This window comes from Methylovulum miyakonense HT12 (assembly GCF_000384075.1).
GTDB classification, from domain to species: Bacteria; Pseudomonadota; Gammaproteobacteria; order Methylococcales; family Methylomonadaceae; genus Methylovulum; species Methylovulum miyakonense.
Window position 1 is genome coordinate 3,677,894 of sequence record NZ_KB913025.1, and the last position, 16,197, is coordinate 3,694,090.

At 50.8% G+C, this 16,197-nt stretch carries 16 protein-coding genes; 7 read left to right on the forward strand and 9 right to left on the reverse strand.

Going from position 1 to position 16,197, the window contains the following annotated elements:
• The first annotated feature begins 110 nt into the window (after positions 1 to 110).
• The 6 genes from METMI_RS0118100 (at position 111) to METMI_RS0118125 (ending at position 6,020) form a co-directional block, all read left to right on the forward strand.
• Entirely contained in the window at positions 111 to 1,463 is a 1,353-nt protein-coding gene (locus METMI_RS0118100; protein ID WP_019867716.1) for a CorA family divalent cation transporter, read from the forward strand.
• Between the two features lie 99 nt (positions 1,464 to 1,562).
• Entirely contained in the window at positions 1,563 to 2,552 is a 990-nt protein-coding gene (gene corA / locus METMI_RS0118105; RefSeq protein ID WP_019867717.1) for a magnesium/cobalt transporter CorA, read from the forward strand.
• Positions 2,549 to 3,154, forward strand: a complete 606-nt coding sequence (locus tag METMI_RS25700; protein ID WP_019867718.1) for a WG repeat-containing protein — start codon at positions 2,549 to 2,551, stop codon at positions 3,152 to 3,154. The genes corA and METMI_RS25700 overlap by 4 nt, the downstream gene beginning before the upstream one ends.
• A 231-nt stretch (positions 3,155 to 3,385) precedes the next feature.
• Positions 3,386 to 3,592, forward strand: a complete 207-nt coding sequence (locus tag METMI_RS0118115; protein WP_029151788.1) for a DUF1289 domain-containing protein — start codon at positions 3,386 to 3,388, stop codon at positions 3,590 to 3,592.
• A 465-nt stretch (positions 3,593 to 4,057) separates the two neighbouring features.
• Positions 4,058 to 4,564 carry a hypothetical protein gene (locus METMI_RS0118120; protein WP_019867720.1) on the forward strand — a complete coding sequence of 169 codons (507 nt, stop codon included), beginning with the start codon at positions 4,058 to 4,060 and terminating at the stop codon, positions 4,562 to 4,564.
• A 478-nt stretch (positions 4,565 to 5,042) separates the two neighbouring features.
• Positions 5,043 to 6,020 (forward strand): hypothetical protein, encoded by a 978-nt coding sequence (locus METMI_RS0118125; RefSeq protein WP_019867721.1) that lies wholly within the window; start codon positions 5,043 to 5,045, stop codon positions 6,018 to 6,020.
• Between the two features lie 28 nt (positions 6,021 to 6,048).
• On the opposite strand, the gene METMI_RS0118130 is transcribed toward METMI_RS0118125, so the two are convergent.
• The 9 genes from METMI_RS0118130 to METMI_RS0118175 form a co-directional block, all read right to left on the reverse strand.
• The gene (locus METMI_RS0118130) at positions 6,049 to 6,567 is read right to left on the reverse strand and encodes a peroxiredoxin (RefSeq protein ID WP_019867722.1); all 519 of its coding nucleotides are present in this window, start codon (positions 6,565 to 6,567) and stop codon (positions 6,049 to 6,051) included.
• Positions 6,568 to 6,767: 200 nt separating this feature from the next.
• Positions 6,768 to 7,208, reverse strand: coding sequence for a DUF2383 domain-containing protein (locus METMI_RS0118135; protein ID WP_019867723.1), 441 nt, complete (start codon positions 7,206 to 7,208; stop codon positions 6,768 to 6,770).
• Positions 7,209 to 7,259: 51 nt separating this feature from the next.
• Positions 7,260 to 7,781, reverse strand: coding sequence for a hypothetical protein (locus tag METMI_RS0118140; protein ID WP_019867724.1), 522 nt, complete (start codon positions 7,779 to 7,781; stop codon positions 7,260 to 7,262).
• A 17-nt stretch (positions 7,782 to 7,798) separates the two neighbouring features.
• Positions 7,799 to 8,206: a BON domain-containing protein gene (locus tag METMI_RS0118145; protein WP_029151789.1), complete on the reverse strand. Its 408-nt coding sequence runs from the start codon at positions 8,204 to 8,206 to the stop codon at positions 7,799 to 7,801.
• Positions 8,207 to 8,348: 142 nt separating this feature from the next.
• Positions 8,349 to 8,546, reverse strand: a complete 198-nt coding sequence (locus tag METMI_RS0118150; RefSeq protein WP_019867726.1) for a DUF883 family protein — start codon at positions 8,544 to 8,546, stop codon at positions 8,349 to 8,351.
• Positions 8,547 to 9,113: 567 nt separating this feature from the next.
• On the reverse strand, positions 9,114 to 10,178 hold the full coding sequence (locus METMI_RS0118160; protein ID WP_019867727.1) for an HD domain-containing phosphohydrolase: 1,065 nt from the start codon (positions 10,176 to 10,178) through the stop codon (positions 9,114 to 9,116).
• A complete protein-coding gene (locus METMI_RS0118165) occupies positions 10,175 to 12,730 on the reverse strand; it encodes a hybrid sensor histidine kinase/response regulator (protein ID WP_019867728.1) in 2,556 nt (851 codons plus the stop codon). Before METMI_RS0118165 ends, METMI_RS0118160 begins: the two co-directional genes overlap by 4 nt.
• 41 nt (positions 12,731 to 12,771) lie before the next feature.
• The gene (locus tag METMI_RS0118170) at positions 12,772 to 14,862 is read right to left on the reverse strand and encodes a catalase (RefSeq protein WP_019867729.1); all 2,091 of its coding nucleotides are present in this window, start codon (positions 14,860 to 14,862) and stop codon (positions 12,772 to 12,774) included.
• An 82-nt stretch (positions 14,863 to 14,944) separates the two neighbouring features.
• Positions 14,945 to 15,499 carry a ferritin-like domain-containing protein gene (locus METMI_RS0118175; RefSeq protein WP_029151790.1) on the reverse strand — a complete coding sequence of 185 codons (555 nt, stop codon included), beginning with the start codon at positions 15,497 to 15,499 and terminating at the stop codon, positions 14,945 to 14,947.
• A 342-nt stretch (positions 15,500 to 15,841) separates the two neighbouring features.
• On the opposite strand from METMI_RS0118175, the gene METMI_RS0118180 reads away from it, so the two are divergent.
• Positions 15,842 to 16,192 carry a four-helix bundle copper-binding protein gene (locus METMI_RS0118180; protein ID WP_019867731.1) on the forward strand — a complete coding sequence of 117 codons (351 nt, stop codon included), beginning with the start codon at positions 15,842 to 15,844 and terminating at the stop codon, positions 16,190 to 16,192.
• Positions 16,193 to 16,197: the final 5 nt, after the last annotated feature.

Here is a 16,197-nt window from a genome sequence, read left to right on the forward strand (position 1 = left end):
AAATGGTTTAGGGCAACAGCGTATCATACAAACCTTTGGTAAAATTGCATGGGCTTCACAATTACGGTCTCCCGCCCGGTTCATTTAACACTCTACCCTCACTTTCTGACATGCAAAAAGAGCCATCAGCCAAATACCGTAATAGCCAGCAAGCCGTATTGGATATATTGCTCAAGCAAAAGCTGATTGCAGATTTGGTGCATAAACAGGATATGCCCCACCATGACCTGGTGGAGTCGCTGGTGCGCAAAGAAAACATGGCGCAATTGCAGCAGATACTCAACCATTTGCCTTCTGCGGAAATCGCCCATATTTTGGAAGGTTTGCCGTTAGAAGACCAGCTGCTCATTTGGGAGCAACTGGATGACGAGCATAAACAGCCCATTTTGCTGGAAGCCCCGATTTCTGTTTTGCAAATACTGGGCAAACAAGATTACAAAACTGAAAAATCCCGGATCAAAGCCTTTGATTTACGGGAAGGCCGGTTGCACGAAATTACGCTGGATACCCCCAAAGACTTGCGTAAAGCCAAACCCATTTGGATAGACTTGGTGGCGCCAACCTTTGAAGACCGGATCTGGGTCGGCGATATTTTTGGCATCGAATTCCCTGACCCGGACAAATTGAGTGATCTGGAATCCAGCGCGCGCTTCTATGTGGAAGAAAACGGTGAAATCCACTTGCATTCGGATTTCTTGCTCGACAAGGATGACGTGTCCCGCAACATCGCCGTCGCCTTTATCCTGTACCAGGACATCCTGTTCTCGATACGCAAGGAAGAGCTGCCGGTGTTCCGGCTCCAGCGTTTGCGGGCCCTGAGCCAACCGGATTTTGTCGCCAACGCCAGGGATATTTTGCTAGATTTGTATGCCGCCAACGCCGAGTATTCGGCTGACGCGCTGGAAGATGTCTATCTGGCGTTGGAAGTGGTCGGCACCCATGTGCTGAGCAAACCCATGAGCGATGAAGAAGCCGCCAAGATATTGGTTGACATCGCCAATGAGGAGGATCTGAACGGGCGGATACGCCGTAATGTGATGGATACGCGGCGGGCGGTTTCATTCCTGATGCGTGGCAAATTCCTTGCCAAAGACCAGCTGGAATACTCACAGCAGATTCTGCGTGACATCGAATCGCTGGACGGCCACACCGCATTCCTGTTCGACAAAATCAACTTTTTGATGGACGCGTCGGTGGGTTTCATCAACATCAACCAAAACAAGGTCGTCAAACGCTTGACCGTGGTCAGCGTGGTGTTTATGCCGCTCAATGTCTTGGCGGGCATCGGCGGCATGTCCGAATTTTCAATGATGACAAAAAACATACCTTGGCCCATCTCTTATAGCATTTTCACCCTGGGTTTGGTCATTGTCGGCTGGCTCACGTTTATCATCTTACGGATCCTTGAAAACCACGAACACCAAAAATCCGACAAGCGCCAGCCCAAAACCGGCATTCCCTGAGGCACAAACCTGCTTAGTCCCTTTTTCCTCATGCGCATCCGGCCCGGAATACGGCCCATGGGTTGGCGGCGTTTTTAAACAACATCATAAGGAGGCTTTTTGAGCTTGGAAACCGACACCAGCATGGTTATGAAATGTGTGGCTTATAAACACGGCATCAGCCTTGGCGATGTCACCATTGAAGACATCAGCGAAGTGCTTAAACACCCTGAAACCTTTGTTTGGCTGGGCCTACGTGAGGCGGACACCGAACTATTGCTGAAGATCCAGGAAGAATTTGGCCTGCATGAATTGTCCATTGAAGACGCTTGCGCCGCCCACCAGCGGCCTAAATTGGAAGAATACGGCGAGTCCTTGTTTATGGTCTTGCACACCGCCGCCTTAAGCGAAGACAGCGTCGATTTTGGCGAAACCCATATTTTTGTCGGCAGCCAGTTCGTGGTTACGGTTAGGCATGGTTCGGCGCTGGACCACCGCAAGATCAGGGCGCGCTGCGAATCCATGCCCCATCAGCTGGCCAAAGGCCCCGGCTTTGTGCTGTATGCCATCATGGACTTTATTGTCGATAATTATGTGCCTGTCATTGACGGCTTGCAGGAACGTTTCGAATTGTTGGAATTGGCCATTTTTGAGAACCGGCCCAGCCGTAAGACAATGGAAGATTTGTACGAGCTCAAACGCGAACTGTTGTTGCTGAAAGGCGCGATCATGCCAGTGATTGATATTTGCAATGAGTTGATGCGCTTCCACAACGGCATTATCCCCAAAGACGTGCGGGTGTATTTCCGTGACATAGCCGACCATATCAAACGCGTGGACCAAGCCATAGACAGCACCCGGGAAATGCTGATCTCAGCGATGCACGTCCATTTGACCTTCGAGACCGTCAGGCAAAACGAAGTGGTCAAACGTCTGGCAGGTTGGGGGGCGATACTCGCCATCCCCACCATGGTGTTTAGTTGGTACGGTATGAATTTCAAACACATGCCTGAATTGAACTGGGAATACAGTTACCCGCTGGTCGTTGGCGGGGTGATTTTCGGCAGTGCGCTTTTATATCTTCGTTTAAAACGTGCGGGGTGGTTATGAGTGGGCATACCCAAAAATTGGGTTTTTACCGTTGGCTGTTTTTCCTCTTATTGGCTGTCCCAGGCTTCTCTTCAGCAAATGATTTTACCGAATGCTGGTATTTCCCAAGCACAGGAAATGATGAGGCGCATGAAAATCAATGCCTGCTTTTTTTGGGCGGGGGCGGCTTGCAAGATGAGGCGCTCATCAATAAAAAAGTGGCCATTGGATTGGCCTATGATGCCGACGGCCTAGCTTATGTCCGGACACAAGACAGTTTTTTATATGTGACCAGCGACGGTTATGCCAGAAAAACCCTTAGCTACGATAATGGCCCTGATGTTTTTGCCGAAGGCCTTGCCCGGATCCGGAAAAACGGAAAAATAGGCTATATCGATAAATCGCTAAAAATCGTCATTCCCCCCCTCTATGATTTTGGCTTCCCATTTGACGGCGGTTACGCCATTGTTTGTAAGGGTTGCGTGGAGCAGCCGGACGGGGAGCATAAAATGTGGGTTGGGGGGCTGTGGGGAGCGGTGGATCCGTTGGGTAACATCAAATACGACCTTAAATATCCTGCCGAGGAGATTAGGCCTTTGGTTAAAGACGGGCTCCAGAGATAAAAGCGCCGCCGTACCTAGCGATTGGTCGCGCCAGCAAGCCCTGGTGGCCGTGGTTTCCCAGCAAAGTCAACATAGCACACCGGTTTTGCATTGCGTACCTGGGCATCCATTAAGGCCAACCAGGCGTCCCTATTGAATTGTAAAAATTATGGGCCACATAATATCGGTTTTATAATTGCAGGCCGCAAGGCCTCATTTGGAAGCCTAAACCAAACCAACCTGAGAAAACCTATGAGATTTAACCCTTGTGCTGACTTATGCACAAAAGATGGCACCCATTGCGAAGGCTGTGGGCGCTCACATGAAGAAATAGCCAAAACTAAAGCGCTGGTGGCGTCGATTGTTGATTTTATCAAAGCCCAAGAATATGAAAACAGCGATGATTTCATTGATATGGTCAGCAAGAAGGTACGTAAGAAATTGTTGAAAACCACCTGATCCCGATGGTTGTGTTTGCCAGGCCTTGTCGCCGAGGTTACGCAAAGGCGACCATTCCCCACGCACAACTCAAAGGGCATGGAGAGGCCTTTGTCCAGCAGCAATTCCCCTTTGGACAAAGGCGGTGGGGCATAGGTACCTGCACAATTTTTATACGGGTAACCTATGAGGACGAAGGGTTTTCTGGCCGCCACCCACCCGAGCGCCATCCGTACCCAATCCCCACCTAATTTCCGACAGATTAGGCACTTGCACAATAAGTTTGTACGGTATCGAACAGACAGTTAGCGGGAACTCCACTATATTTTCTTTCAGGACTTGGAAATAGGTCGCCATGAAAAGCGGTTACACCTTAGGTCTGTATACAAAGCAAAGCATTCTACCTAGCTAATTTTCCGGCAAAAAACGCCCTACTTAGAGCTTTCATAATTACCCCAATAATCCAATAATAAAAGGCGGCAAGATATGACACAATTTAAAGCTTCACTAATCGCCAAGCTTGTTTTAAGCGCCGTGGTGATTTTTACGGCGGGGTCGGCAATTGCCGACAAAGACAACAATAATGGGCATAAAGGGCACCACCAAGAGCACAATGACCAACGGAACAATAGTGACGACAACCATGACCGCGATGGGGACGGACATAACCCTGGCAACAGGTATTTCATCAACGACCAACATCGGACAATTGTCCGGGACTACTATGTCAATAAATATCAATCCGGCCGTTGCCCTCCAGGTTTGGTAAAAAAACACAACGGGTGCATGCCTCCAGGACAAGCTAAAAGATGGGTTATGGGGCAACCTTTACCCAGGAACGTGGTGTTCTACGATTTACCTCCGGAAATGCTGACTACCCTCGGGCCACCGCCTCCAGGTTATCGTTTAGTGCGGGTTGCCTCCGATATTTTATTGATTACTATCGGGACGGGCATAGTGACGGAAGTGATCAATAACTTGGGCGGGTATTAAATCCAAGCATAAGGCCCGTAAAGTCCCGTAGGCCAGAAGTACAAATTTAGGTTGTGCTTCAAAGGGTTTTTAAATTGCCAAGCTTAATTCGTGCGCGTCCTTACGGGTAACCGTCCAGGAAAATAGGGACACCTACACGCTCCTCTTGTTGGCTAACGTTTTTACATCAGATTGGCTAAGAGCCTATGCTGTGAACGGTCAAGTTTTCGGTTTTTAGGTAGGGTACGCACAGCGTACCCTACCGTGGATTGTAAAAGCCGAAGACTTGACCGTTCCTCCAATCTCTAGCACACGTCAATCGTAGGTCGGGTTAGCGATAGCGTAACCCGACGCTGCCAGCACCCAAAATGTCGGGTTACGCTGACGCTAACCCGACCTACGAATTCGTAATACATTGTTTAAATTTACATTAAATTATTAACTTAATGGCAGTGAGGCAGCCCCTCCCTTCATATCCGGCGCCTTTTGGATTAAAACTATGCCACACCCAAAAACCAAGAATTATGCCGCCATCCCCTTTTTGATCTTCGGGATAATTTTGACAACCGCCTTTTTCTTGAAGTATTTCCAACCCATGCTTCCTGATATTTTGCAAAATTGGGCCGAACACTTGTCAATTGCCTTGATTGTTGCCGTGGTCATCGGTTTGACGTATGAGTACACCTCACACCTTTTTCGCGAAGAGATCCTTAAAAACTTGCTGCACGAGAGCCAAGAGCAGGTTTACCAAGCCCTCAAGGCCTATAACGTGCTCACGCCCGTTGAAGTTTTCCGCTTATTGAAAGAAATAGCCAGCCAAATTGACCAGACCCCTACCCTGCTATATCCGGCACGGCCCAATAGCGGCGAATGCACATTTACCGAAAGTATGGACTTTTTCGACACGCTGGTAAAAATGCAGCCCAAAGAAATCGTCAAAATCCTCGGCACTTGGATAGAACCCAAAAGCCATAAGAATTTGAAATACCTTGCCAGTGACTTTATCGGCAAATATCAACTCACCGAGCTATCTGACGAACTGCTCCGCCAAGCGGAACCCATTTTACACTTGGGCAACTTGACGGATGAGGACAGGGGTTGGGTGCTCAATTATATTTGGGCTTATTCCCGGTGCGAAAAACCCATGTACAAAATACTGGCCGATGTGATGCGCACCACATCAGACCATGAAATCGAAAAATGGCTGCTTTTCCTCCCCGTGCAAATGCCGTCAATCGAGCTTGCCGCTATGGTTAATGATTATTTGGAACGGGACGCGCCCATCGCTGATGACAATTTGTTGCTGGTGATCCAAGCGGTTGCGTCTTTGCATCGGGCACAAGTGGCCAATGGTGTGGCCTTGCTAAAAAAATTCCCGGACCGCTTTGGGCTGCATCATCAAGAAGATGTGGAACGTATCTGGAGAAATTACGCGCTAGTGCCAGAAGAATTGAAAGGCATTTTTTTGCCGACTTGATTTCAACGGGCCTTGGCGCAAATCCCGTTTAACCCAAATAATTCAACATAGTGTCGGCATCGCTTACCGTAAAGGGATCGTTAGGGCTATTATCAGCTTGGCCGGGTTCGCTGAATATTTGGAGGATTTTTTTATCATCGACAAGCATCGAATAACGCCATGACCGGCTACCAAAACCAACATTCCTTTTTTCCACTAACATGCCCATAGCCCTTGTAAAATCGCCATTGCCATCGGGCAGCATCTTTACATGCTTAATGCCTAAATGCTTGCCCCATTGATACATGACAAAAGCATCATTAACGCTCACGCAATAAACCTCATCGACACCTTGATCAATAAACTCCTGATACTTGGCTTCAAAGCCAGGCAAATGTTTGTTTGAGCAAGTCGGTGTGTACGCGCCTGGAAGGGACAAAACAATAATTTTTTTCCCTTTAAAAACATCATCGGTGCTGACATCCTGCCAACGGAAGGGGTTATCGCCCGGGATACTTTCATCGCGGGCCCGCGTTTTAAAAATGACGTCTGGTACAGTTGAAACCATGTCGGATCTCCTAGGTATATCGGTTAGGATGTAAGTTGATGGGAAAACACTGGCGGACGCGTGGTGCGGCCATCAGTAGAAGCGGGTTAAGGGAATGGTAACAGGGCGGTCGAATTGGGTAGCGCTGGAAAAAATGACAGTATGTTCCTCTGAAGACCCATACTGTCATCAATCAAAAATTTACATGCTATAGAAAAAGCCTAAGCTTCGACAGCTAACAGCCGTTCTAAAGCATTGATATGCCCTTGTTGGGCGGGCAACAGTTGCGTTTCTATCAAAGCACGAATATCAGCAAGCAACTCGGTATCCTCTAACGCCCGCCGATAATCCTCGGCACCATTTATTTCGCCTTCCTGTAAAGTCCGTAATACAGATTCCTTACCCAGCATGCTCGCACCACCCAGGATTATTTTCGCCCAAGCCCCCCACGCACCTGAATCTTCAGCAGGCGTCCCTCCCAACCGAAGGGTCAGTGCCTGTAAACTGGAAACGGCATCTTTATGGTCTTCATAAATGGGTATTAAATGCTCCGCTTCACCTAGTCCGACATCTTCCTTAAATTTATCTAAAGCCTGTAGGTAGGTTTCGGTTGCTGACAATTCGTCTTTCAGCAATTTTTCTATTTGTTCAATGTGATGCATAACAAAATTCCTCTGTGATTGGTTTGTATACAGGTAATGGCATCATCAGGCTTAAGCGCTGATTGAGGCTTCCCCGGTAATGGAAATGTCTTCTGCGTGGGCCCGCTCGAAGATTTTTTTCGCGATATCACGCTCATCGCTGGTTGTCGCACGTACCGAAATCAAGGCGCTGCCGCCCTTGATTTTCCCTTCATAACGTTTGGCTTCATATTCGGGGATTCCAATCCCGATCAATGCGCCTGTCAAACCTCCCGTAGCGGCACCGACCGCCGCGCCGCTCAATGCACCCATAATGGGCCCTGCGGCGATAAACGGGCCGACACCAGGGATAGCCAAACTGCCTATCCCCGCTAACCAGCCGAACACAGCACCCGCACCTAAACCCACCGTCCCGCCAATGGCAGCCCCTTCGGGGGCTTTGGTATGCTTTTCATGGGCGAAATCTTGGCTGGTGGATTTGTCGGGGAACAGCACTGAGATGTCATTGTTTGAAAAATCAGCCATCTTCAGATGGTTAACAATAATTTCTGTCTGATCCATAGTTTGGGTGATACAAAAAACTGCTTTAGTCATGACGTTCTCCTAGGCCTTTATGGCGTGTTAAATTCAAGTTGGTTGTCCACCCGCGTTACGCCATGCGTTTTCTGGGCGATTTTTTGCAGATTCATGCTTTCAGCTTCACTTTTAACAGGCCCGCGCAAAGTCACCACCCCATTACGGGTGATGATTTTTACATTCTGCGCATCAGTTGAGAGTGACTCATCTTTAACCAAGGTTTTACGGATATGTGCTGTGATTTTTATATCCGTCTTGGTTTCTTTCTGTTCTTCCGGGGTTAAAGTCGTGCCATCCTTATCGCGGATGTTGATCCGGGTATTTTCCAATGCCGAGCTACCCGCCAAATAAATGGCGGTATCATGGTTGGCACGGGCAATGCCAGCGGTTATTAGTAAACTGCCAGCTAACGTGAACATAATTAATCCTAAGCGTGTAGACATAGTGGTCTCCTCAAGTGAGTTTTTTCAACATAATCAAACGGCGTCCATGCCTGTTTTACGGTTCTAAACCCACAATAACTAGGCTATGTATCTAACATTAATGGGAAGTGGGCTTAATTTTTTGTGCAGTAAAACGGAGTGGCTAACGGTTACCCAATAACCGGCTAAAAAGAAAGCCCAACCCTACGGCTATACCTAACGAAATAAGCGGGTTGTCGTGGACATAACCACGGCAGTTGTCCACTAAATGCTGTTCGGCATTTTTTAGTTGCCCGGTTTTTTCACTGAACAGGTCTACTGCCTGACTGCTTGCATGGGCTAATTTATCTTTTGTTTTCATATTTGGTTTCCTTTGAAAAATAAGTCTTAGGTAAATTTGAACAGGCTATGGTTAAAAAACACCAACGACAAAAACCACCGCAGTATTTGCCAAAACAACCTAAGGTATGAACAATTAATGGTTGAAAAATATATAAATGATGGCCAGGACGATCACTGGCACACCCATCAGCCAGCCTATGAAATACTTACCCATGACACCTCACCGCTTATGTATCCTTATAATAATTGCCTTTTATAGGCATCGGCTTACATTCAAAACAGCCGTCAATTGTTTCTGGATGTAAGTTGATAAGGAGCATACCGAAAAAGCGGCTTAAGATCGGTACGGTGTCGCACGTAGGTGATAAATGGTTTTAATTGACTGGACTCAATCCATTTTTTGATACAGGTCTTTCAGCCATAACAACTTCGAATAAGCGGCCCACAGCCGGAACGGGTTTGCAACCTGTTCCGTAATATTTTGAGCGCCTATAGATATGTTGAAACCTTAAGGCCAGATAAAACGGTGGGCAGAACAGCATTGCCCACAGATAAAATTACAAACCTAATCCGCCACCATCAAAACCTATGCCGCGTATCTTTCGAAAATATTGCGGAATGTTTGGTGGTTTTGCGCGAAAGCCGTAAGAACGAACGGGTCAAAATGCGCTGGCCAGGTGCGCCCATCGCCATGCGTGATGATGTCCACCGCCTTCAAATGCTCGAAAGCGGGCTTGTAGGGCCGCTTGCTGCGTAGGGCGTCATAAACATCGCAGATGCTCATGATACGCGCCGCCAATGGGATGGCTTCACCCCGTTTGCCATGAGGATAGCCACTGCCATCCCAACACTCGTGGTGGTTGAGCGCGATTTCAGCCCCCATCATGAGGTAGGGCGACTTGCTGTTACCAAGGATCTTTGCACCCATGGCGGCATGCCCCTTCATGATCTCCCATTCATCGGGCGTGAAGCTGCCGGGTTTGAGCAGGATATGGTCAGGGATGCCTATTTTGCCTATGTCATGCATGGGGCTGGCAAAAAAAATCTTGTCGATAAAGGCATCATCCAGACCCAGCATTTTGGCCAGTTCGCAACTGTAATAACTGATGCGTTGGACATGGGATCCCGTGTCTTCATCCTTGTGCTCGGCCGCGCGGGTCAATGTGAAAATAGTTTCCATATAGCTACCCTGAAGATCGGCGGTCCGCTCCTGTACGCGTTGTTCCAGCATGTCGTTGGAATGGTGCAACTCCTTGTGCAACAAGCGCACCTCCAGCATATTGCGTGCCCGTAACAGCACTTCGGACAGTTCAAACGGCTTGCTGATGAAATCCTTGGCTCCGGCTTTCAGTGCAGGCAACTTTTGGTCCGGTTGGGCAGTTATCACGATGACCGGCAGGTAATCAACCGTTTCGATTTCCTTTAGGCCTTCCATCACTTGGAACCCGTCCAGTCCGGGCATCTTAAGGTCGAGCAGGATCAGGTCGTAACGGTGCTTGCGGTGAAGTTCGCAGACCTCGGCCGGATCCATCGTGGAGGTGATGGCAACATAGCCGGCCCCGTGCAGTATCTGTTTGAGCAAAAGGACATTAGCCTCCTGGTCGTCGACAATCAGGATTTTGCCTTGAAGAATGTCAGATGAATTTATCATGGGTATTCCGTTACCTTGTTTGTGCCTTCAGATGGTTTTCCTGCAGACGCCATTGCCATATCTATCGCTTCCATAAACTCTTTGACTTTGATTGGCTTGGTGATATAGCGGAAAAACCCTGCCTTCAGGCCATTATCAATGTCAAGCGGCATGGCATTGGCACTGAGGGCGATGACCGGGATGTGTGCCGTGGCGGGGTCTGAGCGCAGGATTTTCAATGCCTCGAAGCCATTGATGCCGGGCAAATTAATGTCCATCAGGATCGTATCAGGCTGGGATGAGCAGGCAATGTCGATGCCGCTCCTCCCGTTTACAGCAGTCAGCAGGCGAATATCAGGGTGGCGGGCGATGATTTGTTCGACCAGATTGAGGTTGGCGGGGTTGTCCTCAACATAAAGCAAGGTATGGTGCCGCTCCCTGCGGATTGGCGATGGTTGCTGCGCCAATGCCTCCGCCTCGCTGTCCACTTCGGAAAGGTGGGGGCCGGCAATCGCGAGCAACTCAAACCAGAACACGCTGCCCACCCCGACGGCGCTTTCCACCCCGATGACCCCGCCCATCAGTTCGACCAGCCGCTTGGCGACCACTAGGCCGATACCCGTGCCCTCCTCCACGCCGTTCTCTTGCCCAAGCCGGTTGAAGGGCTGGAACAGCTGCGCCAGCTTCTCCGGAGCCAACCCCCCGCCCGTGTCCCTGATGCTCACCCGGATGTGTCCGGGCGAATTTTGGGTGCATTCCACCCCGACTGTCCCGTGCATGATGTTGTATTTAATCGCGTTGGAAAGTAGGTTGATGAGGACTTGCTTCACCCGGGTCCTATCGGCACGGACAAAATAGGGGATGTCGGGCGGGGGGAAAGTCATCTGGATGTCGCGCTGTTGCGCCTGCGGTTCGATCATGCCCTGGCATTCGAGCATGACCTCGGCCAGCGACACCGGCTCCTGCGACAGCGGCACATGCCCGGACTCGACTTTGGCGAGGTCGAGGATTTCATCAATCAACTTCAGCAGATGCCAGCCCGCCTGAAGGATCTTGGCAATGCTTTCCTTTTGGCTGGTGGTCGGCGGCGGGGAATCGGATTCCATGAGTTGCGAGAAGCCAAGTATGGCATTGAGCGGGCTGCGCAATTCATGGCTCATGCTGGACAGGAATTCAGACTTGGCGAGATTGGCTTTTTCCGCCACAGACTTGGCAATTTCCAGTTCGACATTCTTTTCCTGCAACACCTGGTCCAGGCGTTTGCGTTCGGTGACATCGCGGGCGGCGGCGAACACGCCCTGTAGCTTGCGGTCCCGGTCATAAAAGGTGGTCGCATTGTAGGACACCACGGTTTCCATACCGTCCCTGGCTCGTACCGTGAGTTCGTAGTTGGTGATTTTCTTTTCGCTGAGCACCCGCTTGATGCCCGTCTCGGCCCGTTCAGGGTCGGTGAAGTAATTTTTGAACGGCGCCCCGATCAACTCGTCGCGAGTGCAATCGGTGAGCGCCTCCATCTGCTTGTTGACATCGGTGATGATGCCGGCCGGATCGGTGGTCATGATCGCGTCGATGTTGGACTCAATGAGCGAGCGCGTGTAAAACTGCTGGTCGCGCAAACGCTGGTCGAGCTTTTTCTGCTCTTCTTCGACCTGCTTGCGGGCGGTGTTGTCCGTGCCGATCAGCAGGTAGCCGATAATGGCGTCCTGATCGTCGCGTAGCGCCGTGACCGACACAATGGCCGGAAAACGGCTGCCATCCTTGCGGATATAGGTCAGTTCGTAAATGTCCTCGATGCCGCGTGAGGCCTTGAACACCAAAGCCTCAAAGCCCGGCGTGATCGGCGTTCCGAGCTCGGCGCTCAAGGCCTTGGCACGGACGACAACTTCCAACGGATCAGAAATGTCGGCGGGGGTGATCTTGTTCATCACATCGTCAGCCAAGTACCCCAGCATACGCTCAGCACCGACATTGAAAATTTGGATGACGCCTTTCGCGTCGGTGGCGATGCTTGAGAAATTGGCGCTATTGAAAATCGCATTCTGCAAAGCCCCGGCCTTGAGCAGGGCCTCTTCCGCTTGCTTGCGGGCGGTGTTGTCCGTGCCGATCAGCAAGTAACCGATGATGGCGTCTTGCGCGTCACGCAACGCGGTGACCGACACCACCGCCGGGAAGCGGCTGCCATCCTTACGGAAGTAGGTCAGCTCGTAAATGTCTTCAATACCGCGTGAGGCCTTGAACACCAAAGCCTCAAAGCCCGGCGTGATCGGGGTTCCCAGTTCTATGCTCAACGCTTCGGCGCGGGCGACCACTTCCTGCGGATCGGAAATGTCGGCCGGGGTAATTTTGTTCACGACCTCATCGGCTTCGTAGCCCAGCATACGCTCGGCACCTACATTGAATAACTGGATGACCCCTTTTTCGTCAGTGGCGATACTAGAAAAATTTTGGCTGTTGAGGATGGCGTCCTGCAAAGCCCCCGCTTTAAGTAATGCCTCTTGGCGGCGCAGTTCAACGCTGCCCTCAGGTGTGCCAGTAGGGTTAAGAAAGGAAGGCTTAAGGATATTTTTGAACATGGCTTACCTTCGTGCAAATCGTAAAAAAATCTGGTGACGGATCAAGCAAGCCCCCTGACGCCCGCTTCCCTACCCCATTGGCGCGTCTTTGCTGCGGTAACGAAACTACCTAAGATGTCAATTGCAATGACCCCCGCATCCTGTTGGGTACCCGCTAGCTTCAGTAAAGCCGCGCCGCCTTTATCAACCGCAATGGCTTTCAGATGGCCGAAAGCATCACGCACGAAATCAATGGCGGCCGCTTCCTTACCCAATAAAGTGGCGGCTTCTTCGGAAAGGATGACGGCGACCGCATCGAACAGGACTGACGGCGTGCCAGCCAATTGGCTATCGACTGGCAAAACCGAACCATCGGCAAGTATCGCGTTGCCTATTTTCGCTGCAACCATTTTCACTTTTGCACCGGCGGCAGTGACCGCCTTTTTGACCGCAACGATGCTTGCCGCGTCTGAGCCATCCGCAATCAGTATCGCGACGGCACGGCCTTCAAGCGTGGCTTTCATTTTGCCGATGAGTTGCAATGCGGGGGATAGCTCTAAATCTTGTACGGCCATAGCCACCAAGGGCGCGGGCGGCAGTTCTTTAATACCAAGCCCGGAAGCAACCCGTATGGCAAGGTTTTCGTTGATATGGCGCAAGTGACCGACCATGGCCACACGGATATGCGGATGCTCGACTTTTGACAATTCAAACACCAAGGCGGAGGCCAAATGCGCCTGTTCGTAAGCGCTTTGGCTCAGATAAAACTGCCGCGCCTGGCTGTAATGGTCGGCAAAACTCTCTGCACGAATGCGCCCCTTCGCGCCAGTTTCCCCCACCTCCGCGCTATGGAACCCCAGGGCCGGTTGTTCGTGTGGGGAATCCGCCGCCAAGGTATTGGGTTCATAAGCCACCCGTCCAGTCGGTTGCGCCATTTGCATGTGCCCGTCACGTTGGTGATTGGCAAACGGGCACTGCGGCGCGTTGACGGGAATTTGGTGAAAATTCGCCGAACCCAAGCGCGACAATTGCGTATCCAAATACGAGAACAAACGGCCTTGCAATAAAGGGTCATTGGAAAAATCAATGCCCGGTACGACATGCGACGGACAGAAAGCCACTTGTTCGGTTTCGGCAAAAAAGTTGTCCGGCCAGCGGTTTAGCATCATGCGTCCGATCACTTGCAAGGGGACCAGTTCTTCGGGTATCAGTTTGGTGGCGTCGAGATGGTCGAACGGGAAGGTATCGGCTTGGGCTTGCGTGAACAACTGCACGGCAAAGTCCCATTCAGGAAAATCCCCCGCGCTGATGGCTTCGAACAAATCGCGGCGATGAAAATCAGCATCGGCACCGGCAATTTTGACCGCCTCATCCCAAAGCATCGATTGCAAACCCAGTTTAGGCCGCCAGTGGAATTTCACGAAAGTCGATTCACCATTGGCATTGATCAGCCGGAAGCTATGGACGCCAAAGCCTTCGATCATGCGCAACGAGCGCGGCAAGGTGCGGTCGGACATGATCCACATCACCATGTGCATGGCTTCGGGCGTTAAGGAAATAAAATCCCAAAACGTGTCATGCGCCGTGGCCGCCTGCGGAAAGCCCCGGTCAGGCTCCATTTTGACGGCATGGATCAGGTCGGGGAATTTAATGGCGTCTTGGATGAAAAATACCGGGATATTGTTACCGACCAAATCCCAATTGCCTTCCTTGGTGTAAAACTTGACCGCAAACCCCCGGACATCACGCGGGGTATCGGCAGAACCCGATCCGCCCGCAACGGTAGAAATACGCGTGAACAACGGCGTTTGCACCCCCACTTCGGTCAGCACTTTGGCAATGGTATAGTTCGCTAGGGAATGGGTCAGTTCGAAAAAGCCGTGTGCGCCTGTGCCACGCGCGTGGACGATGCGCTCTGGAATGCGCTCGTGGTCGAAATGGGTGATTTTTTCGCGTAGGATAAAATCTTCCAGCAAGGTCGGGCCTTTGGGATTCGCACGCAAGGAATTTTGGTTGTCGGCAATCGGCAAACCTTGATTGGTTGTCAATGTGGGTTGGTCGGCGGTGGCGGACTGATGCCATTCGCCGCCGTTACCAATAGCAATAGGCGGTACTTCTGGTGCAGTTAAATCCGTAGTTGAGGTTTGGGCCATTAGCTTGCTCCAGGTGATCTTAAGCGGTGATCTTAAGCGACGGCAAGGTATCCGTCATGGGTGGGGATAGGTTGGTGGTTGGCTAATTAACCGTCTGTTTCGGCGGCATGGCAAACAGCAAATCGGACAAATCATCCGCATGTTCCTCTTCCACGGCGAGGATAGACTCCAGCAGACGTTGCGTGGTGGGGTCTTGGTTGCCTAGGTACTGGATAAATTCTCGGTAGCTGTCGATGGCAATACGCTCCGCGACAAGGTTTTCCTCAATCATGTCCGCCAGCGTGACCCCTTCCACATATTCGGCGTGGCTACGGGCCATTAAATTTTCAGGTGAAAAATCAGGCTCCCCGCCTAGTTGGACAATGCGTTCGGCGAGCAAATCGGCATGTTCCAGCTCTTCGTCAGAATGCAATTGGAATTCTTCGGAAATGGCTTGGGAGTGGATGCCCCGCACCATAAAATGATGGCGACGGTAGCGCAGCATACAGACGATTTCAGTCGCCAGCGCATCATTAAGCAGTTTCAGCACGGTCGTCCGGTCAGCAAGATAGCCTGAGGTGACCGCACCGGCTTCGATATGTTGGCGGGCGCGTTCGCGCAGGGTTTTAACATCGGTCATTACGGTTGGATTTTTCATAATTGTCTCTTGTGTGCTGGCGGTTGATTAGCGGCGTTTAGGGGTCAAACAATAATGCCAAGTCCTGCGGTTGTCGGTGCGTTGTGACACATAAAGCCCGCTATGGGGCCGGCAAATTATTGGACACAAGAGGGTTGGCCTTAGCACTGTGCGATAACGCACCGACTGCGTGGGTTTTTATGGCTAGAGTGCGCCCTGAGATGGTCGGGTGAATGGCCGTGCCAAGGCACAAAAGCCGTTCATGACCCGATCCGCTCAGCCCCCGGTTTTCTATTTAAGCGGCAACGCCTTAAGTGGGTAGCCGCTTTTTTAAGCCGCCAGTTGCCAACCCGGAGCATCCTAATGGACCACTTGAGCCAATCTGTAGAAGCGATGCAAGCTTGTATAAAAGCCTGTTGCCATTGCCATAAAACCTGTTTGCAAACCGCCATGAACCATTGCCTGGAAGCAGGCGGCGAGCATGTTGGAGCTGAACACTTCCGTCTGATAATGAACTGCGCCGAAATCTGCCAAACTTCAGCCAATTTCCAGCTCAGCAATTCCCATTTTCACCATCAGGTTTGTGCCGTTTGCGCGGAAATTTGCGAAGCCTGTGCGCTGGACTGCGAAAAAATGGGCGGTATGGATGAGTGTGTTGAAGCCTGTAAAGCCTGTGCCGAAAGTTGTCGGCAAATGGCGGACGTGAAGCATTAAGATTT